The organism is Blastopirellula sediminis, from assembly GCF_020966755.1.
Classification (GTDB): Bacteria; Planctomycetota; Planctomycetia; order Pirellulales; family Pirellulaceae; genus Blastopirellula; species Blastopirellula sediminis.
This window is the reverse complement of the sequence record NZ_JAJKFT010000010.1, coordinates 701,005-727,236: the sequence shown is the minus strand read 5'-3', so window position 1 is coordinate 727,236 and position 26,232 is coordinate 701,005. Positions and strand designations below refer to the sequence as shown.

Below are 26,232 nucleotides of genomic sequence, written 5' to 3'. Positions count from 1 at the left end.
GCCTCTTAGGATGACAAGCTCAAGAATTGTTGCGAAAGTGTTAATATCCTACGCTTTCCTGGTCTGTGGAAAGTCGAGTGGAGTAAAAGACCACCTTGCAACTGTGAAATGGATTGTCCGTCTGGTTTGTTAGGATGTCAAGCGAAATTGAATTGACGAAACGAAAAATGAATTCGTTTGCGTGTCGATTAAATTACCCCCTGACTCCCCCTATTGAGACCAAGCATTTGCTGTTAAGGGAAACTCTTGTCCGTAAGTTCAATATCAACGCCGACGAACCAGCCCACCTACTGCGTGATTGGCGCAGGCCCGTCTGGACTGACGGTCCTCAAAAATCTTTTGCAATTTGGAGTGCAATGTCACGCGCTGGAACGTGAGGAAGACCTAGGGGGAAACTGGAGCTTCGGAAAGGAGTCGAGCAGCGTTTACCAATCGACTCATCTCATCTCTTCCAAGCGGATGACCGCTTATGAAGAATTCCCGATGCCGGAGTCGTTTTCGTCCTACCCGAGTCATCAAGAAGCGCTGCAGTATTTGTGCAGTTATGCGCGCGAGTTTGATCTTTATTCGCACATTCAATTCCGCACTACGGTAAACCACATCGCTTCCGTTGGCTCGGACGCCTGGGAAGTGCACGTCGCAGGCGAGTCGGAGCCCCGAAAATACGCCGGAGTCATCATTGCCAACGGCCATCACTGGGATCCGCTTTTGCCAGAAATCCCCGGCGATTTCGCCGGCGAGACGATGCACGCTCGCCAGTTCAAGTTCAGCGAGCAGCTCCGCGGCAAGCGCGTACTTGTGATCGGCGCAGGCAATACCGGCTGCGATATCGCCGTTGAAGCGGCGATTCATGCCGAGTCGGCCGCGATCAGCATGCGGCGCGGCTATCACTTCGTTCCGAAGTTCATTCGCGGCAAACCATCAGATGTGGTCGGCGATCGCGTTCGCTCGTGGCCGATTCCTCAAGCGTGGAAACGCTGGATCGTGCGGCAATCCATCGCGTTTGCGCTGGGACGTCCCGAGAAATACGGACTCCCCCACCCTGACCACGATATCTTTGCGACCCATCCGATCATCAATTCGCAGCTTCCTTATTATGTCGGGCATGGCCGCGTCCAGGTCTTTCCCGACGTGAAGAAGTTCGACGGTCGGGAAGTTGTCTTCGCGGACGATCGCCGCCAAGAGTTTGACCTGGTGATCTTTGCGACTGGCTATAAGTTGTCGTTTCCGTTTATTGATTTGGAGGAACTGCATCCGCAAAACGGGACGCCGCGACTCTTTTTGCACGCGTTTCATCCCGATCGAGACAATATATATGTCGCCGGGATGATCCAGCCGAACAGCGGCCAGTGGCCATTGACCGAACTACAGGCCAAGATCATGGCCCGCTTCATCGCCGCGCAGACGACCAATCCGGAAATCGCCAGTTGGTTTCGGGCGCTGAAGCATTCCAGCGGCCTGGGACTTCCTCACCGGCAGGAATATGTCGCCTCGCCGCGGCACTTGTTGGAAGTTGACTACTACGCCTATCGCGAGAGGCTCAGAAAGATTGTCAGCCGCATGGATGCGGTCAAGCCGTTGAACGCGCAACACTAACCCGAGGCGCAAGCCGAGGGAATGCGGATGGAAATGTCTAATGACTAAGAACTAATGTCTAATGCCAAGAATCTGTTCTTTTCTTCATTAGACATTAGTTCTTAGTCATTAGTCATTCACTTGCGACTGCTCTCCCTCGGCTTGCGCCTCGGGCTAGTATCGCTAGAACTCGATCACCATTTCGTCTTCCGCCAGCACCGTCTCGGGGAAGATCTTCTGGGCGATTCCGAGGCCAATCGGGTCGTCGATATCGTCGAGCGGATTGACGTGGGTCAGTACCAAACGTCCGACTCCGGCCGCTTTGGCGACCTGCGCGACCGGCGTGACGCAGCTATGGCCGGTCTTTAGCGCAAACTCGTCGAGGCCATCGGGGAAATAACATTCGTGCAGCAGCAGATCGACCCCGCGGATCTGTTCAATGTAGTCGGCGTTGAGCGCGGCGGTGGTGTCGGTGACGTAGGCCATCGAGCGATCGGCCAGGTCAATTCGATAGCCGACGCTGCCGCCGGGATGTTTTAGCGGAAACCAACGAAGTCGTCCTCCGCCGGAAAGTGCGACTTCTCCCTTGAGCGGCACGAACTGACACGGTGGCGCGACCGGAAAGAGGAGCGGCGACAGCAAGTGCTGACAGATCGCGTCGATCTTCGGCTGCTCGGCATGGACGCGGACCTTCGTTTCTTTCTGGTAGAGCGTATCGAAGAGAAACGTCACGCCGATCACGTGGTCGAGATGAGCGTGCGACAGAAAGACGTCCAACTCAGGGGTAGCGATCCGGCTGCGCACGCGATGGAAGCCTGTCCCGGCGTCAAAGACGACGCCGATCTCCGGCAACATAAAACAGGCGGTTTGTCGGGTCTGGCTTGGGTGATAGCCGGAAACGCCGAGACAATGAAGTTGCATGACGGCGGCGCGTGCTCAGGTCGAACGTACAACATGCGGCGCAATCGCCGCAACAGCCTCTTTATCGTAGAAGATGCCGCCGTGAGATGCGACGCCTATCTGGAATGACCCCGGAACGCAAAAAAAAGAGCCGCCGCGACGCCGCCCGAAGGAGACGTCACGACGACTGCTGCTAGGAGTCGGGTTGAAAGCGAGCGGCGATTGTCCGCTTGTTCCTTATCGCTCGCTTACTTGTTCGCCAAGATAGAGCCGTCGCGTCCGACCTTGGGCACTTCGGTCTGATGAGCCGGGATGACGACCTTTTTCACAAAGTGTTGCCAAAGGCGTTCGTTCTCCCATTTCTTGTCTCCCATTCGCAAGCGATCCATCGTATCCCCCTCGAACTTGATGTCGGCCGGAAGAGCTTTCCATTGTTCGACCGTCAGGGGACCTGAATCTAACTGAACCACAGGCTGGGAAGTTTCGCCGCTGCAGCCAACCAGCGCGACCGGTAGAGCAATGCACGAGGCGACGAGAATCGCTTTTGCGAACGAATTTGTAATTCGAGTGACGCGTACCATGATTTCACCCAACGAAAGAGTTTCGTGTTACGGAGAAAGGGCTCGCCGAGATCGCTCGGCGAGCGCCAAACGTCGTTAGTCCAGGCTGGCGACTTCGCTGCCGGACCGGGTGCCATAGGCGTCATAGGTGTCGACATCGATCGTTTCGGCGACAAAGCGAACCGATCCGTCGACCAGCGTGAACATCGCTCCGCCCGGATGTTCGCTGCGGAACGCACCGTAAACGGTGCTCGTTTGGGCGTGGTTGTTCAGCTTGTAATAGGTCGATCCCCAACCATACAGATATCCGTACGACCAAATCGAACCGTACGAGGTGGAGGGCATGCCTGCCGGTTTGAAGTCGGTTTCGCCGGCGAGAAACGTATTGGAAGTGCCGTCGACGACATCGCGGAACTTGGTGGGATCACGATAGTAGGCGCCGGCCGGGTCGGCCTTTTTGATCGGCACGATCGCGCCGTTGAATACTGGTTCGCTGCCGGCAGCGGCGTAATGGAAGTCGCCAATATTCGGCGTCCCAGTGCAAAATTGGTAGCTGCTCGGCGCGCGGTCTTCCGAGAGTGCGCCGCTGGGAAGCTCCATGCTGGGGCAAAGATAGGTCGGGATGATTTCCTTTTGCAGCAGTGCGTTGGTCCAGCCGTCGCCGTCGTTATCGACGGTGCTGTTACGCGTCAGCTTGGGATCCCAGCGACTCGCGATCGCGTCCGCTTCCAAAAACGGCATGATCTGAATCCAGCCGGTCACGTAAGTATTGGTCGTTTCCCCTACCTGGCGATCTTGGACCGCGTATGGGAATTCTTTGTAGGTGTCATGGAAGTTGTGCGTGGCCAGGCCGATTTGCTTCAGCTGGTTGCTGCATGACATCCGGCGAGCCGCTTCGCGGGCCTGCTGAACTGCGGGCAAGAGAAGCCCAATCAAGATCCCGATGATGGCGATGACCACCAACAATTCGACTAACGTGAAACCTTTGCGACGCATGGTCGGCTCTCCTTTTGAACTAGCCCTTCGGCGGAATTAGGGGGGATTCCGCAACGCGAAACGGTTGTCGACCGTGTGGGCTGGCAGGAGAGCTGGCGAACGGTTGGCAGATTTTTGCGAGAAAACTCGGGGTACGCGTTGCAACTGAAACTGAGATCGAGTATCAATATCGATGCACGAAGTTTAGCTGCCCATCAGCCGCGTTGTCAACGACTAGCCTCGAAAAAACTTCTTCCCGCGTGTTTTCAACCTGGAACGAACCATGGACAGCGAGCCCTCGCACAGCTCTGACGAAGTTCAAAACGCTCCCCTTTCGCCTGACGAGGCCTTATCCGGAATCAACGCCAAGATCGTCGATTCCAACGACTTGATGGAAGGGAGCAACGAGATCCTGATCTCGCACAAAGGGGCCGTTTATCGACTTCGCGAGACCCGCAGCGGAAAGCTGATTTTGCAAAAATAGAGCCGGCAATCGTGTTCGTTTGCCTGGTTGAGTTGGCCTCGCTAGAATCTCGCGATGCCATTTCCATTAACTTTGTGGTTGGTTCATCCCGATCCTGCCATCTGCGAGATCCTGCTATCTCGTTTTGACGGTCTGCCCGGCGTTTCGGCGCAGGCCTGTCGCTTTGAAAATTTGCCGCCGCACGACTGCTTTGTGACCGCGGCCAACTCTTTCGGCATGATGACCGCCGGCATCGACGCCGCTGTAATCGCCGTTCACGGCGAAGGTCTGATGAAGCGAATTCAGTCGCGGATTCTCGACGAATATTTGGGGGAACAGCCGATCGGAACGGCGCTGGTCGTCGAGACCGAACTGCCAGATTATCCCTTCATTGTTCACGCTCCAACGATGCGCGTACCAGGCTCGATCGAAGGAAGCGACAAGGTCTATGCGGCGACATTCGCCGCGCTGGTCGCGATCTATCGCCACAACGTGACGAGTGCGAAGAAGATCGAAACGGTTGCGTTTCCCGCGATGGGCTGCGGTTTCGGCGGAGTCTCCCACACTGAAGCCGGACGCCAAATGGCCGCCGCTTACCGCAACTATCTTGAGCCCCCGCACCGCTTCGACTGGGACATGGTCGCACGGCGTCAAAAGCAGATTTGCTACGACGGCAATCGCCAGGTCGTCCGCGGGTAACTGAGCATCCTACTGCTCTTTATCGTGCAAAAGACGCAATCATTGGTTTTGCCAAATGAGGGGAATGCTGCGCACCTACAGAGAGGTTCTCGCTTAGGTGGGGCGAGAAACTCTTTTGAGGCGAAAAATGGAAATATTGAAAAATCAGTGCAAAAAACGGAACAATGTTGCGCATTTTAGGTTTGTAGTTCGATCGGCATAGATAAGATTGGCCGTAGGTGGTGTTCTCTGGGCAGCAGGCTGTGATCGTATGCGCTCCTGTGACAGTCCCCAAAGGAGCGGTGATTTCTATTGGGCGTATTTATTTCACCATCCCGCGGTCTTTGCCACTGAATTGCGGGTTGATAGATATAGTTATTGTTTTGTTTGAGAAATAAAGCTGTTGAGCATTGGGGCGCGGAACACCTCGTTGATGACTCGATGGCTATTTCTCTTGGCTTCTGACTGCGACCGATTCCGGAACGCGAGATTACTCATCCCATCCTGTTTTTCTCAATTGTGAAGAGGCTTTATCATGCTCAAGTTTCAAAAGCCATTTCGGCGGGGGTTTACCCTGGTCGAACTGCTGGTGGTCATTGCGATCATCGGCGTATTGATTGCCCTTTTGCTGCCGGCGGTACAGCAAGCCCGCGAAGCGGCTCGACGCATGCAGTGCACCAACAACCTGAAGCAACTCGGGCTTGGTTTGCACAATCACCATGACACCTACAAGCGATTTCCGCCGGGCGCCGCGCAAGATCAGCAGCCGTTTGGGACCGATGCGACCGCCACTACGAACTGGGGAAGCTCGTGGTTGGTCTACATGTTGCCGTTCGTCGAACAGAGCGCCCTGTACGATAACTGGCAGTTCTACGGCAGTTCCGGCGTCTTCAATGACAACAACATGGGGATGATCAGCGGTTTGAAGATGGAAGGCTATCTTTGCCCGTCGTCTCCGCTGCCGGAACTTTGCACCAGTAAAGATAGCTCGATTACCGTCGCCCCGTGGGCAGTCAACTACGTCGGCATCGCCGGCGCCGACAACGGTTTGATCCCGGGCTATACCGAAACCCGCATCTCCAACACGTCGCGCGGAGGAAACCAAAGCGCCGGCGGAATGCTGTATCACAACAGCAAGACCCGGTTTGCGGACATGGTTGACGGTTCCAGCAATACGATGGCCGTGAGCGAACACAGCAACTACCTGACCAACAATTCCGGCACGAAGGTCGACTGGCGAGCCAGCATGCCGTGGGGTTGGGCGATCGGCTGCAAGAGCTCCGACTCTCCGCCGACCTTGACGGTCAACAGCGACAATCGCACGTTCAACATGACGACGATTCGCTACGCCATCAACAAGACGACCGGCTGGGCGGATGACGAAGCGAATACCGGCGTCGGCAACGACGGCGGCGCGAGTATTCCGCTCAACTCGGCTCATCCCGGCGGCGTTAACGCGCTGTTAGGCGACGGCTCGGTCCGTTTCATCGCCGAAACGACCGCGCTCGATACTTTGGCTCGTCTCGCGACCCGCGACGACGGTCAGGTGATCGGGGAGTTCTAAGAGCTCGTTCGACCATTCTTGGTAATCGCGAGCGGCGCGCCTCGGCCGCTCGCGTTCTCGCAGCGATTGCATCCGCAATCAGCGATCTCGTTGCGCCACTACACACGCACATTGGAAGTTGAAGGAACAGGCTATGTATAAACGTATCGCTACGGCGATTCTCTTGGCGCTCGCAACCGTCGCGATTGGTTGTTCGCTTGGCAAGCAAGAACCGGCCCGAGCCGACGTCAGCGGCGAAGTCACCATCGATGGAAAGCCGCTCGAAAAAGGGTTGATTCACTTCAAGACCGTCTCCGCCGGCTCGATCGACAGCATCGATATCGTCGACGGCAAGTTCGCCGGTAAGGCCGAGCTTGGCGCCCGACGCGTCGAGATCTCCGCCTTCCGCGCGGCGAGCGGGGGGACCCCGGGGATGGACGCTGGGGAAGTGAATTACATTCCGGCCAAGTACAACGCCAAAAGCAAGCTGACGGCGGATGTGACCGCGGCCGGCCCGAATGAGTTCAAGTTCGAGGTAACGGCGAAATAGCGGCGTATCGCGGGCGTCCGTTTCTCCCGGTTCGGCGGCGTGCTAAGCTATCAGTTAGCCCGTTTCCGTCCCAGGAGGATCGCCCGCGTGAGCGACGAAACCATTCAGCTGCTGGCGGCACTATCGCGCGGCGAGACCGACGCCGCCGAGAAGCTGTTGCCGCTTGTCTACAACGAACTGAAAGGGATCGCCGCGCGGCAGATGCAGCGCGAACGGGCCGATCATACGCTGCAGCCGACCGCCCTGGTGCATGAAGCCTATCTGAAGCTGATCGATCAGAACCGCGTCGAATGGCAAGGACGCGCTCACTTCTGTGCGATCGCCGCCAACGTCATGCGGCGGATCCTGGTCGATTACGCTCGCCAAAAGAACGCCGCCAAGCGAGGCGCCGGTGCCCAGAAGATCGCGATCGACGAAGACCTGACCCCCGATCAAACGTCGCGCGACGTCGACCTGGTGGCGCTCGACGATGCGCTGGAACGACTCACCGCGCTCAATCCGCGACACGCGCGGATCGTCGAACTCCGCTACTTTGGCGGATTGACCGTCGAGGAAACTGCCGCCGCGCTTGACGTCTCCCCTTCCACCGTCAAAAACGACTGGCGCGCCGCCAAAGCGTGGTTGCTGACGCAACTCGAAGAAGCGGAATAGACAGGCGCCGAATCCGCAAGCAACATGCGACACTAACCCGAGGCGCGAGCCGAGGGAATGAGCACTGCCCAATGAAGAAGGCGTCGATTCAAGTTGAGCCGAGAGTCGGTTGTCGCTTTTGTTCAGCTTCCTACCGCATTCCCTCGGCTCGCGCCTCGGGTTAGTGTGGGATATGTGGTCCGTCCCCGCGTTTCGATTCTCTTCTCTACCAGCAAACGCATTCCCTTGACTCCTGAAGACTATCAACTTGTCTGCGACGCTTTTGAGGAAGCGAGCCAGTTGCCGCCGGCGGAGCGCAGCGCGTGGCTGGCTGCGCGGTTTGCAGAGCGGAGCGACTTGCGGAAGCAGGTCGCGGCGATGCTCGATCAGGCCGACGACAGTCGTTTGGATCGGTCTCCTCTGGAAGCGGCGATGACGCCGGATAGCCCAACCATTGCGCTCGACGCGAGCGATAGCAACGCCCTCCTTCCCCCGCGTCATATTCACATTGACGGTTATCAGGTCGAAGAGGAAATTGCCCGCGGAGGAATGGGGGTCGTCTATCGGGCCCGTCAGCAAAATCCGAATCGAACCGTCGCGCTGAAGATGATCCTGACCGGACAATTCGCATCGCGGGACGAAGTCGCCCGCTTTCGGATCGAAGCGGAAGCTGCCGCCAATTTGAATCACCCTGGCATCGTGCCGATCTATGAAGTCGGCAGTCACAGCGGCCGTCACTATTTCTCCATGGGATATGTTCCGGGGAAAAGCCTGGCCGTCGCGCTGAAAACCGAAACGTTCACTCCTGAGCAAGCGGCCGACCTGGTGCGGCAAATCGCCGAAGCGATCGAGTACGCGCATCAACATGGAGTGATTCATCGCGATCTAAAGCCTTCGAACGTTTTGCTGGACGAGAATGGGCGTCCTCTGGTGACCGATTTCGGCCTGGCGAAGCGAGTCGACGACGAGTCAAATCTGACTTGCACCGGTCAGGTGATGGGGAGCCCCGGCTATATGTCGCCGGAGCAAGCGTCTGGCCGCGTTCATCAAATTGGGGCTGCGACCGACGTCTACGGTCTGGGGGCGATTCTCTATGCGCTGCTGACCGGGAAGCCGCCGTTTGAAAACGCTAACTTTCTGGAAGCGATCAATCAGATTTGCTTCTCTGACGTGACGCCGCCGCGCAAAAGCAATTGGCAAATCCCACGCAAGTTGGAAACGATCTGTTTGAAGTGCTTGCACAAAACGCCCAACGCCCGGTATCGCAGAGCGGCTGACCTGGCGGCTGACTTGCGAGCGTTTCTCAACAACGAACCGATTCAGGCTCGCCCCCTCTCTCCTTTCGAACGCTTGGTTTATTGGGCGCGGCGTCGTCCTGGACTGGCGATCAACTGGGCGGCGGTGGTGCTGTTTTACTCCTATCACCTGTTTTGCGTCTGGGTGTTGCACGATCCCGTATCGTCGCAGCCGACGTTTCAAGCGATCTCGATCGGTACCGCGGTGGTTTACGCAGTTGGCGCATGGTTTTTCCAGCGAATGTACGAACGTCCTCGCACGCGGACGACCGCAATCTTCGCCTGGATGACGATGAACGTGGCGCTGCTGACATTGCTGCTCTTTTCGACCAAAGGCGTGTCGAGTCCCCTCGTACTAGGCTATCTGCTGTTAGTGGCGGCTAGCGGTGCGCTCTATCAAAAGGGGCTCGTCGGGTACGTCACTACGATTTCGCTGGTCTGCTACTACTTGCATGTGCTGTTCGCCATCTTTTATCCAGGCGATCGGCCGCTCGACATTCACTGGACGATCTGTTTGACGCTTTCGATCTTGCTGCTCGGCATGATCCAGTACTTTGTGGTGCGCAAGATCCGCATGGCGAACGCATAAGCGCGCGTTGCCAGCGACGGCGTTGCGCGCGATCATAATCGGTATCAACGGCGCGAAAGACGTATCGCGTCGAAATCTGGATCGTTCGCGGTTTCAATTTCTGTTTTAGGAATTAGGAGGCGTCGATAAAATATTTCGGAAGTCGTGACGGCGCGCCCCAGACCCGCCCGGCTCCTCCTTCCAGCATCTCATGATTAGGAGCGCCCTCCCCATGCAAAACGTACTCTCCGTCATCTTGGCTGGCGGAAAAGGGTCGCGATTGGAACCGCTGACGCGGGATCGCGCCAAGCCGGCCGTTCCGTTTGGCGGCGTCTATCGCATCATCGATTTCGCGCTCTCCAACTGTTTAAACAGCGGACTGCGGCACATCCAGCTGCTGACGCAGTACAAAGGTCAAAGTCTCGATCGCCACGTCAACGTCGGCTGGCAGCGCTACTTCTGCCGCGAGCTGGGCGAATTCATCGACGTCATTCCGCCGCAACAACGGATCGACGAGCAGTGGTATCAAGGTACCGCCGACGCCGTTTACCAAAACATCTACGCGATGGAGAAGCATCGTCCCGACTACGTGCTGATCCTGGCCGGCGACCACATCTACAAGATGAACTACGCGTCGATGATCGATTATCACATCGAAAACGGCGCCGACCTGACGATCGGAGCGCTCCGCGTTTCGCCCGAAGAGGCGAAGGCGTTCGGCGTGATGCAGGTCGATACCGATCAACGCGTCATCGGCTTTGAAGAAAAGTCCCCCACCCCCAAGACGATTCCCGGCGATGCGGAGCACTGCCTGGCTTCGATGGGGATTTACGTCTTCAACGCTCACTTCCTGTTCGAGCAGCTTTGTCAGGACGCGACGCGTCGCGAGAGCGCGCACGACTTCGGCAAGAACATCATTCCGTCGATCATTGACTCGCAGCGGGTCTTCGCCTTCCCGTTCCGCGACGAGAACCGGAAGCAAGACGCCTACTGGCGGGACGTAGGTACGCTGGACGCTTACTTTGAAGCGAACATGGACCTGGTCCACGTCGATCCGCTGCTCAACTTGTACGACCGCGATTGGCCGCTGCGAACGTATCAGCCGAACGTTCCCCCGCCGAAGTTCGTCTTCGCCGGCAATGCCGAAGAAGGACGTCGCGGCTGTGCGCTCGATAGCATCGTCTGCGGCGGTTCGATCATCTCCGGCGGCGAAGTCGAACGGAGCATCATCGGACCCGAAGTGCGGATCAACAGCTTCTGCCATGTCGAAGATTCGATCCTGTTTGAAGGGGTCAATATCGGCCGGCACAGCCGCATCCGCCGCGCGATCATCGACAAAGGGGTGCATATCCCGCCGGGGACCGAAATCGGCTTTGATCTCGAAATGGATCGCCGCCGCGGCTTCACGATCAGCTCCGGCGGAGTGGTCGTGATCGCCAAAGGAGACGCCGTCGAAAGCATGGTCCGCGCCGAACGCGAACACGTCGCGTAACGCGAACGCCAACCGAGCAACCACCAGGGCGACGAATACTCCCTCCTCGTCGCCAAAAGGAATAGACGCGCAAGCGTCTATTCTTTTTTTCGAAAGCGAAGTCTACGTAGGGTCCGCTGTGCGGACCAGGAATCTCCAACCAGCCAACGCACTAACCCGAGGCGCAAGCCGAGGGAATGCGTCCGCAAGCCGCCGCCAAGGTAAGGAATCGCCATTCGGTCTCGAAAGACTGGACCGCAGCGCTTGTTTTTTTCTTCGGACCATTGCTGGGTGGTTGGCCGCATTCCCTCGGCTTGCGCCTCGGGTTAGTGTTGGAGCGGAGTGGAGTGGACTGCGGCGTTCGTTTTTTCTTCGGACCTTTGGTGGGTGGTTGGCCGCATTCCCTCGGCTTGCGCCTCGGGTTAGTGTTGGAGCGGAGTGGACTGGACCGCATGCGCTCGTTTTTTTCTTCGGACCTTTGCTGGGTGATTGGCCGCATTCCCTCGGCTTGCGCCACGGGTTAGTGTTGGAGCGGAGTGGAGTGGACTGCGGCGTTCGTTTTTTCTTCGGACCTTCGCTGGGTGGTTGGCCGCATTCCCTCGGCTAGCGCCTCGGGTTAGTGTCGGAGCGGAGTGGACTGGACCGCAGCGCTCGTTTTTTTTCTTCGGACCTTTGCTGGGTGATTGGCCGCATTCCCTCGGCTTGCGCCACGGGTTAGTGTTGGAGCGGAGTGGACTGGACCACTCAACTTTTTTTGCGTCGCGCGAGGATCGCCAGGCCCGTTTGCGCGCATCGAATCAAGAACGACCGATCGGCCTCGCGTGGTGACGTAATCGAGGCTATTCCTCGCACGTCGCCGCGCTGGTTCTTTGGTGACTGCAACCACAAGAACGTGATGCGTATTTTGGGCGTTTGTCTGGCCGGGCCCTTCGCTGGTGGAAAGGGACTGGACCAAACCTGGTTTCATTTTTGCCGCCACGGCGAGTGATCAAGGTTCGCCGTCGCAGCGGAAGATCGCCTCAGTTTCGCGCAGCATGGAAGCGGTTGTCGAAACGTAAGACGCGCTGACTTTCGGCTGATTCCTGACAGCAAAACGTCAGTCGGATTGAGATCACGACGCGTCTCCGCGCGCCGGCAAGATTGGGAGCGCCGGTTGCTGCGACAATCGGCACGCCTGAACATATTTATACTAAAAATCGAACCACTTTGGCAAGGCGACTTTTTCCCAACGACCTCGCTTCGAAGTTGCTAGGAAAGGCGTTTTCTCGGTTTTCACACGCGCGATTCTCGCCTGGGCGCAAGCGAATCGCCGCTAGCGGCACACGCCCGCCTGTCACGATTTTCTCGGCGAATTCCCTCCCCTTTTGTTTGCTGGACGTGCTCTGGCGTGGGGCTTACATTGGGCGGTGCGCGAACCGTTGGACTCTTCATTTGATAAGGCGATGTTATGCATGCTGCCGTTCTTTTGATGTGCGTTACGATTGCCGGCGCCGATGTGCGTGAGTCGATTTCGACGCCCCAGGCGCTGTCCGATTTGCTGACGCGCGAGGCGAAGCAAACCAGCGAAGTGACCTGGAAGTTCCTCGAAGCGGGCGCGGTCATGGAGTCGACGCTTCACTTCGACCAGAATCAAACGCAAAAGATCACGTCGCATCTGGTGATCGTCCCCTGCCCTGGGCATCCGAATCTGATCCTGGCCGGGCATGTCGTTCCACCGTCCGGCGACCAGAAGATCAATCACTACGAAGGTCTGACGAGCTTCGCCGCCTTGATCGACGTCGATCGCAACTTGATCTCACCGATCATTACCAATCACCGCCTCAACACGATGATTCCTGCGCAAGAGGCCGAGGACGTCGCCCGCGCACTGGAGCGGCTGGGACAACAGTATTGCGATCGGATCGCCGCCAATCCGGAGAAGCACGACAAGTCGTTCATGCGGGCAGATCTAAAGCGAACGTTCATCAATCCGCCTCCCATCACGATTGAGTGTCTCCTCGACAACTTCAATATGAATGACATGACGTTCTACAGTCATTTGCAAGTTACCGGCGGAGATCGTCGCTTGAAGAAGGCCGTCAATTTCAAATTTAGTGACCTGCTGATGAGCGAGCTGGCCGTGCCGGCCGCGGAATACTTCGCGTCGAAAAACGCCGCGGTACGAAAGGAAGGTGTTGAGTGAACGCGATCGCTTTGGTGCTATGTACGGTCGCTCTGGGCGCCGATGCGCGGGATACGATTCCCAACGTGAAGGCTCTTTCGGCGCTTATCGATCGCACTTACGACATCGATCAGATCAACCACGTCGATCTGGTTGGCGATGGATCTTGGTTGCAAACGAGTGGAAATCTCGATCTGGGGTCACCAGGTCTGCGGGGGACGATTCCCCAGGGAATGCCGATGGCCCTCTATCGCAATTCCCTGTTGATCGACAAGTATCAATTGTGGGTCGTTTCTTGTCCCAGTCGTCCCAGCATGTTCCTGGCAGGGTACGTCCGATTTGATAGCGAGACGCTAAAGCCATATGAGTTGACCGGCATCACCGAGAAGAGTCTTAAAACGGCCTTCTGCGTCTTACTCGACGTCGACCAGAACGTCGTCATCAAGCTCGATGAGCCGGCAGCTCGGTTGTATCTGGACGAAGCTCGCCATGAGGCGCTCTCCGCCGGCATGAACGTCATTTGGGACAACTATTTGCAGCGCATCGCGTCGCAACCGAAGTCGGCGCCTTTCGTCGACAAGTATCTGGACTTTCAAAAGCAATTCGTCTCGCCTCCCCCGATCACAGCGACCGCCCAGACGCGGTTTACCCGCAGCCGGGACAAACCAGAGGAGCGCTTTAACGGCGTTTACGTGACGATCACCTTTTCCGCCGATGGCTGCGAAGCGAACCACAGCGCTTCGTTTGACGTAAGCAAGTTGCTCGATACGTCGGTCGCGGTACCTGCCGTTAAGTATTTCACCGCCCCGCAGAATGCAGGAAAGGAAGTCGAATGAACGCTATCGCTTTGGTGCTCTGCACGGTCGCTCTGGGGGCGGGTGCGCGGGAGACGATTCCGACTCCGCGTGCGTTGTTCGAGGTAATCAATAACTCTTACGCCATCGACAAGTTCGAGCAAATCGAATTCTCGGAGGACGGCGTTACGCTAAATGCGTGCAACCGAGAAGGGGACGAGAACGCTCGTCCCGCCAAGGAAAATCCGACGCCGGTAAAAGTGCAATCGCAAGGAAATGTCAGCGGTTACGTTTTTGGCGAGTACCAACTGAAAATCGTCACGGTTCCCGGCACGCCGAATTTTTTGTTGGCAGGATATGAATCGACGTCGGATGATCCCTATTTTGATCGATCATCGGGTACGGAAACGCGATTTCTGCGCCACTGCTTTTGCGTTTTGATCGATACCGATCGCAATATCGTCGTGCCGCTGGATGATCCGAGTCAGCGACTGTTCCTCAACAAAGAGCAAGTCGATGTGGTTCAACTGCAGTGCGGAGCGATCTGGAGCGACTATCTTCAGCATATGGGAGAACAGTCGAGCGTCGCTCCCTTCTTGGGCGAATACAAAGCGTTTCGACGCCAATTCATTCAGCTGCCGCCTTTAGAAGTGGCGGTCAAAGTCGCTTTCCTGGGGGCCGCGGGCAATCCGCCTGCGTATCCGCCCAAAGCGTCCGATTGGGACCGCGTGATCGGTATGGCGGCCGCCTTTGAGCTTTCCGCCGACGATCGCAAAGTGAGTTACAGCGGATCGATCGAAATGCAAAAGCTGCTTTCGACGACGATCGCTCAATCGGCGGCTGATTATTTCGCCAAGCCGCCGGTTGCCGAAACGGCTCAGCCGATATCCATAAGCGAGTAGCCTGACATGCACGCAATCGCTTTGACCCTATGTAGCGTCGCCTTCGCCGCCGATGTACGCGATTCGATTTCAACGCCGCGTCAGTACTACGAAATCATCGCGCGGCTCGGATCACCGGTTCCGCCCGAGTATTCGCGGCACTCGCAAGTTGTGTCGGCGGACGGCGCCAAAATCGAGATATTCGCTGAAACGCATAGATACGCACCCCTTTCCAAGTTGAAGACGATTCAGCCGGAGGCGATCGCCGAGTTGGTCGTGGTTCCTTGTCCCGATCGTCCCGATTGCGTCCTGGCTGGCTATCAGCTTCGCGGCCTTGGTCAATTCGTCGGCGTCATGACGGCCGAATCCTGCGTCCTGATTGACGTGGCCAACGACCGGGTTTTTTCGATTTTCAGTACGGACAATGTGACCCAAGGCCGCGGCTTGGGAGTTCCCCAGGCGGAGCGAAAGATCTCCGAGCCGGCCCTCAGCGCCTTTGCGGAATTGCTGGTCGTCAACATCGAGGAGTTTCCCTCGCAGTATGGCTTCGAAAAGCAGTACAACGGGTTTCTCACCCGCTTCGACGAGCGAGTGAAGGTCAGCGTCACCTGCGAAGTGAGTCGGATCGACATGTTGGCCGGCCGGGCGACGTTCTACCTGATCTTCACTGGCGGCGACGAACGTGAGCGGGTCACTTTCAGCAAGCCGATTTCGGATCTCTTATTGTCGAAGTACGCGTTGCCGATCGATCAGTACTTGAAGGACCGCTAAGCGAGCAGCGTTCGCAGCGTCTGGATGGCGGCGTCGGGCCGCTGCGCGGCCGCTTGCTGAACGGCGGCGACTTGTTCCCCAGTGAACAGCAGCGGCGTGCCGTGCAGCGGCGGCGTGGGAACGAGGGTGTGCCCGATCATCGTGTTCAGCTGCTCGATGCCGTCGCCGCGCTGGGCCGAGACTTTTAGACCGGCCGGACGTTGGCTGCTCTCGTCGGCCGGCAGGTCCGATTTGTTGTGGATCACGATCGCATTGGGATAGGCGGCGAGGAGCTGCTGGTCTTCGTCGGTCCAGGGCGCCGATTGGTCGAGGGCCAGCAGGATCAGATCGGCGGCGCTTTGCAGCTTGCGAGCCCGGGCGACTCCTTCTCGCTCGATTGCGTCGTCGCTTTCGCGGAGGCCTGCGGTATCGGCCAGTTCGACCGGCCAACCGTCGAACGCCGCCGCAGCGGTTACGGCGTCGCGAGTCGTGCCCGGCTGATCGAAGACGATCGCCCGTTCATAGCCGACCAGCGCGTTGATCAGACTGCTTTTGCCGACGTTCGGACGACCGGCGATCACCACCTTCCACGGCTTCGTCAGGTGCATGCCGAAGTTGGCGGTGGCCAGCAGCGACTGCAATCGCAACTGTGCGTCGCTCGTTTGCTGCGCATCTAGTAGGCCAAGAATCGCCGTCAGTTCGGCTTCGAGCGCTCCGTTGTACTGATCGAGCAAGTAGCCGGCGGTGCGTGACGTTCGCGCATCGGCCAGGGCGATTCGTGCGGCGGCGGCGATTGGTGACGATTCGCTCTGGTGGGCGTAGTCGCTCCAGGCGATCTCACGACAGCCGGCGGCGACCAGGTGATTCAGGATCCGGCGGAACGCGGCGATGCCGCCGTGGCAGTGAACTTCGATTCGATCTGCGGCGGTGCGGCTGACGACCAGCTCTTCGCCGGCATCCTCGGCGCTATCGCGCCAGTGTCCGACCAGGATGTCGCCAATTTGACATGTGCTGGCTTGTTTCTTGCCGAGTGGGAAGAAGTGTCGATCGACGGCGCTGCCGGCTTTGGGGCCTGCGACGACGATCGTGGCGATCGCGCTTCGTCCGCCGGGCGTGATGAGCGCGGCGATCGTTTCGCTCATCGCGAACCTTTCGCAGCACGCGCGGCGATCGCCACGCCGCCGAGGACCAGGTGATCGATCGTTACGCATTCGATTCGCATTTGCGGCGCAAGTTTCGCCGCGTCCCCGCCGGCGAAGATCACCTGCGGCGACGGGCCAATCAGCTCTGCGGTGAAGCGAGCGATCAACTCGCGGACACCGCCGACTGCACTGTAGTAGAGTCCGCTCCGCATCGCGGCGAGGGTGTCGGTTCCGATCGCGGTTGGAACTTCGCCGACGTCGACCGTGATTTCCGGCAGCAAATCGGTTTGTCCGGCAAGCGCTCGCGCCGCCATCCTCATCCCTGGGACAATCGCGCCGCCGAGGAAGCTGCCGCTCGCGGCGACCATGTCGACCGTGATCGCGCTGCCGGCGTCAATGATGATCGCCGGGCGACGCGGGTCGCGAATCGCATTGGCGCCGACCGCGGCGGCCAAGCGGTCCATGCCGACTTTCTGTGGCGCAGCGACCGAGATTTGCAGCGGCAAATCGGTGTGCGCCAGGATGCGGCACGAGTCGCCGGGGCGGTTGGCTTTCAGCCACGCTTCGAACGCGGCTTGGCCGGGGCGATTGACGCTGACGACATGCCATGCGACTGAGTCGCTGGGGAGCAGCGCTTCGAGCGAAGTGAAGTCCGGCTCGTGCGAGGCGGCGCTGAACGTGACGGTCGGAGCCGGCAAGGGGCGCGAGTCGGCGGCTGCGAACAGGCCGATGTGGATCGACGTGTTGCCGACATCGACCGTTCCCCAAACGCCGCTCATGATTGGGCCTGCCTGCGAGCGCGGTCGAGTTCTTCGCCGGCACGACGCAGCAGCACGTTCAGGTTTTCGCCGGTGACGGCCGAGATTAGCAGCACTTCGCCGCCGGTCAGTTCGGCCAGCTGATCGCGCACCTCTTTCCCTTCGGGAAGTTCGGCCTTGGTGACGCACAAGATCTCGGGACGAGCCGCGAGGTCGGCGTCGTATTGCGTCAGTTCGTGGCGAATCGCTTTGTAGTTTTCGATCGGGTCGGTGCCGTCGACCGGCGCCGGTTCGACCAGGTGAATCAAGATGCCGGCTCGTTCGACGTGACGGAGGAACTCGTGCCCGAGTCCAACGCCTTCCGAGGCGCCTTCGATCAAACCGGGGATGTCGGCCAGGATGAAGGTCTTGTCGTAGTCGATCTGCACCATGCCGAGGTTCGGGAACTTCGTCGTGAACGGATAGTCGGCAATCTCCGGGCGAGCGCGGGAGAGTCGCGACAAGAGGGTGCTCTTGCCGGCGTTCGGTTTGCCGATCAAACCGACGTCGGCAATCGACTTCAACTCGAGGATCAGCCGCCGCTTTTCCCCTTTGCCGCCGGGAGTCGATTGACGCGGCGCGCGGTTGGTCGAGTTCTTGAAGCTGAGGTTGCCGCGGCCGCCGGCGCCGCCGCGGGCGGCGATCATCTGTTCGCCGGCGACGTTCAGGTCCTTCATCACAAAGCCGGCGTCCGCTTCGATCACCACGGTGCCGATCGGCACTTTGATGATGATGTCTTGCGCCGACTTGCCGGTCCGGTTGGCCGGGCCGCCGTTGGAGCCGCGATCGCCGCGCCAATGCTTGACGTGGGCGAGGGCCGTGAGGCTGTCGACCCCTTCTTCGGCGAGCAGGATGATATTCGAACCGCTGCCGCCGTCGCCGCCGTCGGGACCGCCGTTGGGGACGTACTTTTCGCGGCGGAAGCTCATGCAGCCGTCGCCGCCGGCGCCCCCTTCAATTTCGATTTGTACGCGATCAACAAACATCGTCAGCCTACGAACGAAAACAGGGATGACCCGAATTGGATCATCCCTGGCATTTTACGGATACTCGAGCGCGAATCGATGCGCTCGAAGCTTAATTGGCTTCGACAGCGGCCGGCACGATATTGACGCGACGACCTTCTTGATCGAACAGGACCGAGCCGTCGCACAGGGCGAACAGGGTGTAGTCCTTGCCGCAACCGACGTTCTTGCCCGGGCGGAACTTGGTGCCAACCTGGCGAACCAGAATGTTGCCGGCACGAACGACTTCGCCGCCAAACTTCTTGACGCCGCGATACTGCGGATTCGAGTCACGACCGTTGCGGCTCGAACCTTGACCTTTCTTATGGGCCATGTCACCTAACTCCTGGTATATGGGATTTCCGCCGGAAGGCGAGAATGTGCGATCTACCTGACGACGCACAAGGGGCGCGTCGAAACTCTCTTTTTAGCGGTAAACCCACTCGTAGTCAACCTGCCCAGGAGCACCGAAGCGGATCTCGTCTTCGTGTTCGTTGTAGCGGTCGCCGGGACGCCAAAAATTGAGCTTCAGCGTCTTCAGCGTGAAGGCTCGCTGGCCGCCGATGTTGTCCGGAACGACCTTTTCGGCGTCGTCAGTCCATTTATAGGCGTTGGTCAGCCCCTGGACGTAGATCGAGAAATAGTCGGTATCGGGGTCGATATCTTCCCAGATCGCCACGCCCCAGATTGCGTTGTCGACCTCTTCGGACGAGACGGGAACGTCAAAGCGGTTTACCGAAACCGAGTCGTACAAAGTAGTTCCACCCATTTCGCGAGCTGCGATTGGGGCCATCGCCACCGGAACCAGGCGGTCCAGATACTCTTTCTTCTGGTCGCTCGATTCGAGGATGAACCGCGGGATGAAGCGGATCGGCTGGGTCGAGCTGCTCAATTGGGTCGCTTCGTAGACGGTGTCGCCGGTTTCAAAGGTGGTCGCCTTCGACTCGAGCGGGTTCCCCATGTTGCGAATGCGGTAAACCATGTACCACAAGGTCTTACGTTGCATTTTGCCGGTCGGCTGCGGGACGTCGACCTCGATCATGCGGATCGGCTTGAAGGCGAACTCCAGACCCCAGATCGTTCGGCGATAGATGACGTTTTCGGCCATCGCCTTGAGCGTGCGGGTGCTGGGAAGCGTTTTGGGGGCCCAATCGAGTCCCTGGGCGCCTTGGATGATTTCGAGGATCGGTTCCGGACCGGTGAAGGTCTCTTCGGCCCGCAGGTCGGTCGGGATCGTCGTCAGCACCCCTTCCGCAAAGACCCGGCGAGGCGGATTGTGCGGATTATCCGCTGCGGCGGGCGCCGGTTGCGACGCCGTATTGACCTCCATCGTGCGAGAACCAGGCTGCTGAGCCATTGCTAGCGGTGCGGCGCAGAGAGCGAACAAAAGCAGCGCAACGGTCTTGGTACGACGCAACATGCTGGTAATTCCAGGCGAGACGGAAGCGATATCGATTAGTAGCGGACGAGCTGGGGCGCAAAAATAGCGCAACCCAAGCCTTCAAGTATACTTGCCTAAATTGCCAAGGGTCAAGTTTCTCGATAATTCAGCTGGAAATGGCGTATCTGGACCAAGCTGGCAGGCCAGTCGGGGGGTAGGTCAGGCCTTGGCCTGACGAAAAATCGCCGCCAAAGTCGCTGAAGCACCATGAGCAGGACCTTCCGGTTGGCGTCATTGGCATACGCGCAGCGAGTTCAAACTTGGAACGTCCCTGCGGTGTCGCTGGCACTGAGGGCTAGTGTTTTGCGTTTCTGGCGCGGCGCCGACATGCTCCCAAGAAACGGTCCCAGGCGGCGAATCCTCTTCCCAGGCGGCTTGCTGATTTTTGGCGGCGTCGCCAGACTGACGGACGGTTGCCGTTTCCTTTTGCTGAAAGCTGCTGCGCCATGTTATGGCCAATCGTCTGGATGATTGTGGGGCTGGTCGGACTCGTGGTTGGAGGGGAATTGCTGGTTCGGGGAGCCGCGAAGCTCGCGGCGCTCGCCGGGATTTCTCCGCTGGTGGTCGGGCTGACGGTGGTGGCGTTTGGGACGAGCGCCCCGGAGCTTGCCGTTTCGCTGAGCGCGAGTTTGAAGGGAAACACGGACATCGGCATCGGGAACGTCGTCGGCAGTAACATCTTTAACGTGCTGGCGATTCTCGGCATGTCGGCGGTGGTCGCGCCGCTGGTCGTCTCCAGCCAATTGGTGCGGATTGACGTGCCGTTGATGGTGGCCCTTTCCTTCTTGGTGCTACTGATGGGGCTGGATGGCGAAATCAGCCAGCTCGACGGCGGGATCTTGTTCGGCATTCTGGTCGTCTATCTCGGTTGGCTGATCTATCAAAGCCGCCGCGAACAGAAAGCGGTGCAGGATGAGTTCGCCGAAGAGTTCGGTACGCAGGAAAAGCTGACGCTCGCCGGACTAGCGATTCAACTGGCGCTGATTGCGGCGGGGTTGGTTGCGCTGACCTTCAGTTCGCAGTGGCTGGTCGATGGGGCGAGCACGATCGCGAAGCAGTTTGGAATGAGCGAACTGTTGATCGGTTTGACGATCGTCGCAGCGGGGACATCATTGCCCGAAGCGGCGGCGTCGGTGATGGCCAGCATCCGAGGCGAGCGCGATATCGCCGTCGGCAATATCGTCGGCAGCAACATCTTCAATATCTGCTGCGTGCTGGGACTCTCGGCCCTCGCGCCGCCAAGCGGCATTCCGGTTTCGCCCGATGCGCTGAAGTTTGATATCCCGGTGATGATCGCGGTGGCGGTCGCGTGTCTACCGATCTTCTTTACCGGCTACACGATCGCGCGATGGGAAGGGATTTTGTTCGTCTTCTATTACGTCGCCTACACGACCTATCTGGTTCTGGTCGCGGTCAATTCAAGCTGGTCGCATCCGCTGGGCGTGATGATGCTGGGATTTGCGGTTCCGCTGACGGTGATCACGCTGCTGGTGACGACCTATCGGGCGCTGAGAAAGCCGGCCGAATCGGTGAGCGCCGAACACTAGCCCGCAGCGCAAGCGAGGGAATGCGGCCGCGAGCAAATGACTAATGTCTAAACCCTAATGTCTAATGAAAGATCGTGTCTTCCGAATTAGACATTAGTGATTAGTCATTAGACATTTCCGAATCCATTCCCTTGCTCGCGCTGCGGGCTAGTGAAGAGCAGACCCTACGTGAAGAGGGCTTCGAACTTTTCTTTGACCGCGGCGAATTGTTCGTCGGTGAGGACCGGCTTTACTCCTTCGGCCGACGGCGGTTCGGGCAAGTCGATCCAGCTTTTGCAGCCGGCGATCTCTGGCGTTTCGACGTAAACCTTGATGTGCGGCGCAGTGTAAATGCGGACCAGAAAGAGATAGACGCTTGGCTCGCGATAGTGATAGCGCATCCGAACGGTGTCGGCGGAGAGGATATGAAAATCGTCGAGTTCGGCGAGCTTCGATTCCTGCGTGACGTAGCGAACCTGGTCGACCTGGGCGAGCAAATCGACGGCGAAGCGATTGCCGCCGGAGTGTTTTTCGCCGAGCTGCTGGAGGAACTGTTGGCCTGCGTCGTTCAGCTGATCCGGCGATTGATGGAAACGGGTCGGCCAAAACCAGAACGCGTCATGTTCGGCGCGGAACTGATCTCCCTCTTCCTGAATCCCACCTTTGCGCAACAAGAGATGCTGCCGACCGGCGCGCAGCGCCTCGCAGACGACGTCCCATTCTTTGATGGCGTAGGGGATGGTGGTTGCGTTCATCGGAGATCGTTCCGGTAAGGGTTAAGTCGTCAGTTGTCGTTTCGCCAAACGTCCCAGTTCGATGATCGCTTGTTCGACCCGTTCGCTTGACTGGATGGCGCAGTTCAGGCGGACGAAGTTGCGGAAGCGATCGCCGGGGGAGAACAACACGCCGGGCGCGACGCTGATGTTGCGCTGCGCCGCTTCTTCGAATAGCTGGACGCTATCAAAGCCGCGGGGAAGTTCTACCCATAATACCTGACCGCCCTGCGGTGCGGTGGCGCGAGTTTCTTCCGGAAAATATTCGTAGACGCTGCTAGCGACTTTGCGGGTCCGCTCGTGCAGGGTCCGGCGCAGACGCCGCAAATGGAGGTCGTACCCGGCCGTTTCCAGGTATTTGGCCGCGGCGGCCTGCATCGCGATCGACCCGGCCGGATTGATCGCGATTTTCGCCTGGACGAAACGGTCCTGGTAGACGCCGGGGGCGCACCACCCGACCCGCAAACCGGGCGAAATCGTTTTGCTGAATGAGCTGCAATAAAGGACGAACCCGTCGCGGTCGAACGCTTTGAGCGCCTTGGGACGCATGCCGGAATCGAAGTGGAGTTCGCCGAAGATGTCGTCTTCGATCAGCGGCAGTTGATGTTGGCACATCACTTCGACCAGCCGCCGTTTGGCGTCGTCAGGCATGCGGCAGCCGAGCGGGTTGTTGAAGTTGGCGACGACGACGGCGCCTTGGATGCGGCCTTCCTGGGCGAGCCGCTCGATCGCATCAACGTCGACCCCGACTTCCGGATCGCAGGCAACTTCAATGGCGCGAATGCCGGTCGTTTCGAGCTTTTCTAGAATCCCGAAATAACTGGGGGACTCGACGGCGACTGTATCGCCAGGCCGCAGCGCCGCGTGCAGCGCCAGGTAAACCGCTTCGCTGGCCCCGGTGGTGGTCACGATTTCGTCAGGGGCGACCTCTGCGCCGGCGTCGATCATCCGGCGAGCGATTTCGTGACGCAGCGGCGCGTGTCCCATCGGGATGTCGTAGCGATGTCCCATTTCAGGAAAACGCTGCAGGGTTTGCATCAGCAAGCGGTTGATCCGCTGCATCGGCAGTAGTTCGACGTCCGGAACGACGGCGCCCAGCTTGATCACTTCGGGGGAAGCCAGCACGTCATGTAAGCGGCGGGAGAGCTGAGAGACGTTCACCCGCAAAGGGCGGATGTTGGAGCGGGACGCTTTGGGGGGAGGAGGAACGCGGATCGCCGTATCGCGAACAAAGTAGCCCGATTTGGGTCGTGCTTCTATCAAACCCCGACTTTCCAGCAAGCGATACGCATGCGTGACGGTCGATAGCGAGACCGACATTTGCCCGCTCATGCGGCGAACCGAGGGAATGCGATCGCCGGGACGCAAGGTTCCTTGCTCGACCAGCCGGGCGATGTGACCGGCGACCTGGTCGTAAAGGCGTAACTGGTCGGCAGTTGGCGACGCTACGTCGTCAGGCATGACAGTTCCCCGCGAGACGGACCATGACAGATGTAAAAACCTCATCTGTCATGGTAACAAATCGCGTTTTGTGCGCCTGTACTCATTCGCCGAAACGCCGAATACTTGTAATACCGCCCCCCAAGATTCTTTCCCATGGAGACGCCCTGATCATGTTCTGGATGACGATAAGCCTGGTGGTTTTAGGTTGCTATTTCTTAATGTGTCTGGCCACGGTCCTTTATTGGACGGTATTATCGATAGGCGGCGGATACCGGCGCAGGCTCAGTCCGTCGCTGGAGTGTCGCGTTCACAAGGCGACCCGACCGAGCCCGAGAGAAGGCTGCTGCACGGGCGACAAGCCTGGTTCCGCTGCGCGGTAACCGAGGCCGCCGCCGCGCCGCCTTGTTCCAAACCAATGGATGACGATGGTCAAAGGCTTGCTGGCGGCGATCTTCCGAAAACGCCCAGGCGTCCACCGGACGTCGGCGTGGAACGTGCGCGAGACGGCGACCTTGCTAGCCGTCGTCTTGATCCTGGCGCTGATTGAATGGGTCGGCCGGACCGAATCAACCGAACTGAAAGACCTCGCCTGCGCCATCTTATTGGCGACGACGTTTCGCTTGGTCTTTTCCCGCTACTTCTGCCGCCGCGTGCGGTGGGCTTCCTCGTTGTCGCGACAAATGCGACGACTCTGGAACCGGACGACGGCGGCGGTGCGCTACGACTGGGGACTCGACCTGCGTCGTTCGCCCCCGATCGCGCGCGGATTGCCGCGGCTCTTTTTGCTCGCGCCGTTGTTGGCGGCTGCGGCGCTGGTGGTTGCGACCCTCTTCAGCTTTCTGACCGGAGTAACGCTCCGCGAGACCGTTCCGCTGATCAGCTATCTCGCCTACCTGGCGCCGACGGCGGTGGTCTGGGGAGCGCTGTTGGTGATGGTGTTTGGCGCCGCGTTCTCGCCGGGCTTTGTGCTGTTTGACGCGCTGCTGGTTTATGGCAAACGGCCCGAGCGGGAGTCGTTTCGGTTGTCGATCGCGTTTGCGTCGCTGGTCGCCGGAGGCGTGTTGGCGCTGACGCTGCTCGCGCCGACATGGATCGCGACCGTGATCTGGGGCGTGACGCTTATGTTGAGCTTAGGCGCCAATTGGTTTACCCCGGCCTGGCGGCCTGATTGCTTGTGGCGCAAGAACGGCAGCGACGTCCGCGCGATGCCGATGTACGTCTTTTTGACGGTCACCGATTTGTTGATCGCGCTCGTTCCGGCGATTCCAGTGGCGATCGCCTTGGGGGGCGAAGTGATCGGGCTGCCGTCCCATTTTGAGTCGGCGCCGATCAGCACCGGACTGGGACGGCTGGCGATCTGGTACGGGACGTTTGCGTTTTTGTCGTCGACGCTGCTGATGGAATCGCACTACTTCCTCGCCCGGGTGAGCGATCCTTCGCGGAAGGCGCCGCTGCAGCTGCACTTCGCCGGCGTTGATCGGCCGCGTCAGCGACGCGAACTGCGTCAGGTGGCGCGCAAGAACGGTTGGCGCGTTCGCTTTTCGCCGACGGCGCCGGAGCGGCTGGACGTTCGACTGCAAGTGGCCGAGTCGACGACCGGGGCGAGCGACTCCAACGTGATTTGCTTGCACTTGGACGATCTGAAAGCGGAAGAGACGTTGGCCCGTATCCGGCGGCGCGATCAGGTGCAAAAACGCCGCGTGCTGGTGAAAGGGATCGAGTTGATCTTCCGCCGCGCGGCGGCTCGCAAGGGACGGGACGGGAGCGGCTATTGGCTCGCTCCGCACTTCTGGTTCTTCCCGGGACTTACTCGCGATGTGGTGTCGACTGACGACGCCAACTCGCTCGACGTGATTCCGCCGCTCTATCGTGACGTGATGCCCCGCGCTGCGCGGCATCATTTCTTTGAGATCTGCCAAGGGCTGGGAGTCGACTTGATCTTCGTCGAGGACGGGGTCGACTTTTACGCAGTGCGGCGCGTGTTGCGAGTGATGTTCGAGCGATACGACATCGACGGCGGCAAGCGTCCGCTGGAAGAGGTTCACTTCTCCGGGCTGCCGAAAGTCCGAGTCCTGATCCACGAATTCGCCATCGACCAGTCGCCTCGCAAGACGAAGTATCCCGAGCCGAGCTACCAGTACCTGGGACGCGCCCGGATCTTGCACATCTACCGCGACCGGGGCGATGACGAAGAGCAAGCGACCACGCCGGAGACGCCGGAGTTTTTGCTGAGCCCGGTGGGAAGCTTTTAGCCGAATCGTAGCCCGAAGCGCAAGCGAGGGAAATGGATTCGGAAATGACTAATGACTAAT

Annotated in this window: 24 protein-coding genes; 14 read left to right on the top strand and 10 right to left on the bottom strand. The window is 58.9% G+C overall.

The features are described from left to right. The first annotated feature begins 294 nt into the window (after nt 1-294). Nucleotides 295-1,596 (top strand): flavin-containing monooxygenase, encoded by a 1,302-nt coding sequence (locus LOC68_RS14530; RefSeq protein WP_230225147.1) that lies wholly within the window; start codon nt 295-297, stop codon nt 1,594-1,596. A gap of 162 nt (nt 1,597-1,758) precedes the next feature. On the opposite strand, the gene LOC68_RS14525 is transcribed toward LOC68_RS14530, so the two are convergent. From LOC68_RS14525 to LOC68_RS14515, 3 genes are all read right to left on the bottom strand, one after another. After that, nucleotides 1,759-2,496, bottom strand: coding sequence for an MBL fold metallo-hydrolase (locus LOC68_RS14525; RefSeq protein ID WP_230220025.1), 738 nt, complete (start codon nt 2,494-2,496; stop codon nt 1,759-1,761). Nucleotides 2,497-2,723: 227 nt separating this feature from the next. Then, on the bottom strand, nt 2,724-2,945 hold the full coding sequence (locus LOC68_RS14520; RefSeq protein ID WP_230220023.1) for a hypothetical protein: 222 nt from the start codon (nt 2,943-2,945) through the stop codon (nt 2,724-2,726). Between the two features lie 186 nt (nt 2,946-3,131). After that, entirely contained in the window at nt 3,132-4,031 is a 900-nt protein-coding gene (locus LOC68_RS14515) for a DUF1559 domain-containing protein (RefSeq protein ID WP_230220022.1), read from the bottom strand. A 262-nt stretch (nt 4,032-4,293) separates the two neighbouring features. Between LOC68_RS14515 and hemP the strand changes: the two genes are divergently transcribed. The 11 genes from hemP (at nt 4,294) to LOC68_RS14460 (ending at nt 15,815) form a co-directional block, all read left to right on the top strand. Beyond that, nucleotides 4,294-4,494: a hemin uptake protein HemP gene (gene hemP, locus LOC68_RS14510; RefSeq protein ID WP_230220020.1), complete on the top strand. Its 201-nt coding sequence runs from the start codon at nt 4,294-4,296 to the stop codon at nt 4,492-4,494. A gap of 54 nt (nt 4,495-4,548) precedes the next feature. Further along, the gene (locus LOC68_RS14505) at nt 4,549-5,172 is read left to right on the top strand and encodes a macro domain-containing protein (RefSeq protein ID WP_230220018.1); all 624 of its coding nucleotides are present in this window, start codon (nt 4,549-4,551) and stop codon (nt 5,170-5,172) included. A gap of 514 nt (nt 5,173-5,686) precedes the next feature. Beyond that, nucleotides 5,687-6,715, top strand: coding sequence for a DUF1559 domain-containing protein (locus LOC68_RS14500; RefSeq protein WP_230220016.1), 1,029 nt, complete (start codon nt 5,687-5,689; stop codon nt 6,713-6,715). 133 nt (nt 6,716-6,848) lie between these two features. Then, nucleotides 6,849-7,244: a hypothetical protein gene (locus LOC68_RS14495; protein WP_230220014.1), complete on the top strand. Its 396-nt coding sequence runs from the start codon at nt 6,849-6,851 to the stop codon at nt 7,242-7,244. Nucleotides 7,245-7,331: 87 nt separating this feature from the next. After that, entirely contained in the window at nt 7,332-7,895 is a 564-nt protein-coding gene (locus tag LOC68_RS14490) for a sigma-70 family RNA polymerase sigma factor (protein ID WP_230220012.1), read from the top strand. A gap of 225 nt (nt 7,896-8,120) precedes the next feature. Next, nucleotides 8,121-9,758, top strand: coding sequence for a serine/threonine-protein kinase (locus LOC68_RS14485; protein WP_230220010.1), 1,638 nt, complete (start codon nt 8,121-8,123; stop codon nt 9,756-9,758). Nucleotides 9,759-9,969: 211 nt separating this feature from the next. After that, nucleotides 9,970-11,229: a glucose-1-phosphate adenylyltransferase gene (gene glgC, locus LOC68_RS14480; protein ID WP_230220008.1), complete on the top strand. Its 1,260-nt coding sequence runs from the start codon at nt 9,970-9,972 to the stop codon at nt 11,227-11,229. A 1,426-nt stretch (nt 11,230-12,655) separates the two neighbouring features. After that, the gene (locus tag LOC68_RS14475; RefSeq protein WP_230220006.1) at nt 12,656-13,390 is read left to right on the top strand and encodes a hypothetical protein; all 735 of its coding nucleotides are present in this window, start codon (nt 12,656-12,658) and stop codon (nt 13,388-13,390) included. Beyond that, the gene (locus LOC68_RS14470) at nt 13,387-14,205 is read left to right on the top strand and encodes a hypothetical protein (protein ID WP_230220004.1); all 819 of its coding nucleotides are present in this window, start codon (nt 13,387-13,389) and stop codon (nt 14,203-14,205) included. The genes LOC68_RS14475 and LOC68_RS14470 overlap by 4 nt, the downstream gene beginning before the upstream one ends. Next, the gene (locus LOC68_RS14465) at nt 14,202-15,065 is read left to right on the top strand and encodes a hypothetical protein (protein ID WP_230219989.1); all 864 of its coding nucleotides are present in this window, start codon (nt 14,202-14,204) and stop codon (nt 15,063-15,065) included. Before LOC68_RS14470 ends, LOC68_RS14465 begins: the two co-directional genes overlap by 4 nt. 6 nt (nt 15,066-15,071) lie before the next feature. Further along, nucleotides 15,072-15,815 carry a hypothetical protein gene (locus LOC68_RS14460; protein WP_230219988.1) on the top strand — a complete coding sequence of 248 codons (744 nt, stop codon included), beginning with the start codon at nt 15,072-15,074 and terminating at the stop codon, nt 15,813-15,815. Here the strand turns inward: LOC68_RS14460 and LOC68_RS14455 are convergent. The 5 genes from LOC68_RS14455 to LOC68_RS14435 all read right to left on the bottom strand — a co-directional run bounded on the left by LOC68_RS14455 (nt 15,812) and on the right by LOC68_RS14435 (nt 20,157). Further along, nucleotides 15,812-16,936 (bottom strand): GTPase, encoded by a 1,125-nt coding sequence (locus LOC68_RS14455; RefSeq protein ID WP_230219986.1) that lies wholly within the window; start codon nt 16,934-16,936, stop codon nt 15,812-15,814. The genes LOC68_RS14460 and LOC68_RS14455 overlap by 4 nt on opposite strands. Then, nucleotides 16,933-17,715 (bottom strand): type III pantothenate kinase, encoded by a 783-nt coding sequence (locus tag LOC68_RS14450; protein ID WP_230219984.1) that lies wholly within the window; start codon nt 17,713-17,715, stop codon nt 16,933-16,935. Before LOC68_RS14450 ends, LOC68_RS14455 begins: the two co-directional genes overlap by 4 nt. Beyond that, nucleotides 17,712-18,719: a GTPase ObgE gene (obgE, locus tag LOC68_RS14445; protein ID WP_255670834.1), complete on the bottom strand. Its 1,008-nt coding sequence runs from the start codon at nt 18,717-18,719 to the stop codon at nt 17,712-17,714. The genes LOC68_RS14450 and obgE overlap by 4 nt, the downstream gene beginning before the upstream one ends. Before the next feature lie 91 nt (nt 18,720-18,810). Beyond that, nucleotides 18,811-19,071, bottom strand: a complete 261-nt coding sequence (gene rpmA / locus LOC68_RS14440) for a 50S ribosomal protein L27 (protein ID WP_230219982.1) — start codon at nt 19,069-19,071, stop codon at nt 18,811-18,813. Nucleotides 19,072-19,164: 93 nt separating this feature from the next. Beyond that, nucleotides 19,165-20,157, bottom strand: coding sequence for a hypothetical protein (locus LOC68_RS14435; RefSeq protein ID WP_230219980.1), 993 nt, complete (start codon nt 20,155-20,157; stop codon nt 19,165-19,167). A 467-nt stretch (nt 20,158-20,624) separates the two neighbouring features. On the opposite strand from LOC68_RS14435, the gene LOC68_RS14430 reads away from it, so the two are divergent. Next, a complete protein-coding gene (locus LOC68_RS14430; RefSeq protein WP_230219979.1) occupies nt 20,625-21,725 on the top strand; it encodes a calcium/sodium antiporter in 1,101 nt (366 codons plus the stop codon). Nucleotides 21,726-21,889: 164 nt separating this feature from the next. Here the strand turns inward: LOC68_RS14430 and LOC68_RS14425 are convergent, their stop codons facing one another. Further along, nucleotides 21,890-22,459 carry a DUF1802 family protein gene (locus LOC68_RS14425; RefSeq protein ID WP_230219977.1) on the bottom strand — a complete coding sequence of 190 codons (570 nt, stop codon included), beginning with the start codon at nt 22,457-22,459 and terminating at the stop codon, nt 21,890-21,892. Between the two features lie 21 nt (nt 22,460-22,480). Then, nucleotides 22,481-23,938, bottom strand: a complete 1,458-nt coding sequence (locus LOC68_RS14420; RefSeq protein WP_230219975.1) for an aminotransferase-like domain-containing protein — start codon at nt 23,936-23,938, stop codon at nt 22,481-22,483. A 401-nt stretch (nt 23,939-24,339) separates the two neighbouring features. Here LOC68_RS14420 and LOC68_RS14415 point away from each other — a divergent pair, with 401 nt between their 5' ends. Beyond that, entirely contained in the window at nt 24,340-26,172 is a 1,833-nt protein-coding gene (locus LOC68_RS14415; RefSeq protein ID WP_230219973.1) for a hypothetical protein, read from the top strand. Nucleotides 26,173-26,232 lie beyond the last annotated feature (60 nt).

Bases quoted from the DNA above. Each gene is read 5' to 3' on its own strand.
- hemP (WP_230220020.1), top strand. From the start codon at position 4,294: ATGGACAGCGAGCCCTCGCACAGCTCTGACGAAGTTCAAAACGCTCCC.
- LOC68_RS14465 (WP_230219989.1), top strand. From the start codon at position 14,202: ATGAACGCTATCGCTTTGGTGCTCTGCACGGTCGCTCTGGGGGCGGGT.
- LOC68_RS14415 (WP_230219973.1), top strand. From the start codon at position 24,340: ATGACGATGGTCAAAGGCTTGCTGGCGGCGATCTTCCGAAAACGCCCA.
- LOC68_RS14455 (WP_230219986.1), bottom strand. From the start codon at position 16,936: ATGAGCGAAACGATCGCCGCGCTCATCACGCCCGGCGGACGAAGCGCG.
- LOC68_RS14425 (WP_230219977.1), bottom strand. From the start codon at position 22,459: ATGAACGCAACCACCATCCCCTACGCCATCAAAGAATGGGACGTCGTC.
- LOC68_RS14435 (WP_230219980.1), bottom strand. From the start codon at position 20,157: ATGTTGCGTCGTACCAAGACCGTTGCGCTGCTTTTGTTCGCTCTCTGC.
- LOC68_RS14505 (WP_230220018.1), top strand. From the start codon at position 4,549: ATGCCATTTCCATTAACTTTGTGGTTGGTTCATCCCGATCCTGCCATC.
- obgE (WP_255670834.1), bottom strand. From the start codon at position 18,719: ATGTTTGTTGATCGCGTACAAATCGAAATTGAAGGGGGCGCCGGCGGC.
- glgC (WP_230220008.1), top strand. From the start codon at position 9,970: ATGCAAAACGTACTCTCCGTCATCTTGGCTGGCGGAAAAGGGTCGCGA.
- LOC68_RS14515 (WP_230220022.1), bottom strand. From the start codon at position 4,031: ATGCGTCGCAAAGGTTTCACGTTAGTCGAATTGTTGGTGGTCATCGCC.
- LOC68_RS14475 (WP_230220006.1), top strand. From the start codon at position 12,656: ATGCATGCTGCCGTTCTTTTGATGTGCGTTACGATTGCCGGCGCCGAT.
- LOC68_RS14450 (WP_230219984.1), bottom strand. From the start codon at position 17,715: ATGAGCGGCGTTTGGGGAACGGTCGATGTCGGCAACACGTCGATCCAC.
- LOC68_RS14420 (WP_230219975.1), bottom strand. From the start codon at position 23,938: ATGCCTGACGACGTAGCGTCGCCAACTGCCGACCAGTTACGCCTTTAC.
- LOC68_RS14430 (WP_230219979.1), top strand. From the start codon at position 20,625: ATGTTATGGCCAATCGTCTGGATGATTGTGGGGCTGGTCGGACTCGTG.
- LOC68_RS14525 (WP_230220025.1), bottom strand. From the start codon at position 2,496: ATGCAACTTCATTGTCTCGGCGTTTCCGGCTATCACCCAAGCCAGACC.
- rpmA (WP_230219982.1), bottom strand. From the start codon at position 19,071: ATGGCCCATAAGAAAGGTCAAGGTTCGAGCCGCAACGGTCGTGACTCG.
- LOC68_RS14500 (WP_230220016.1), top strand. From the start codon at position 5,687: ATGCTCAAGTTTCAAAAGCCATTTCGGCGGGGGTTTACCCTGGTCGAA.
- LOC68_RS14460 (WP_230219988.1), top strand. From the start codon at position 15,072: ATGCACGCAATCGCTTTGACCCTATGTAGCGTCGCCTTCGCCGCCGAT.
- LOC68_RS14495 (WP_230220014.1), top strand. From the start codon at position 6,849: ATGTATAAACGTATCGCTACGGCGATTCTCTTGGCGCTCGCAACCGTC.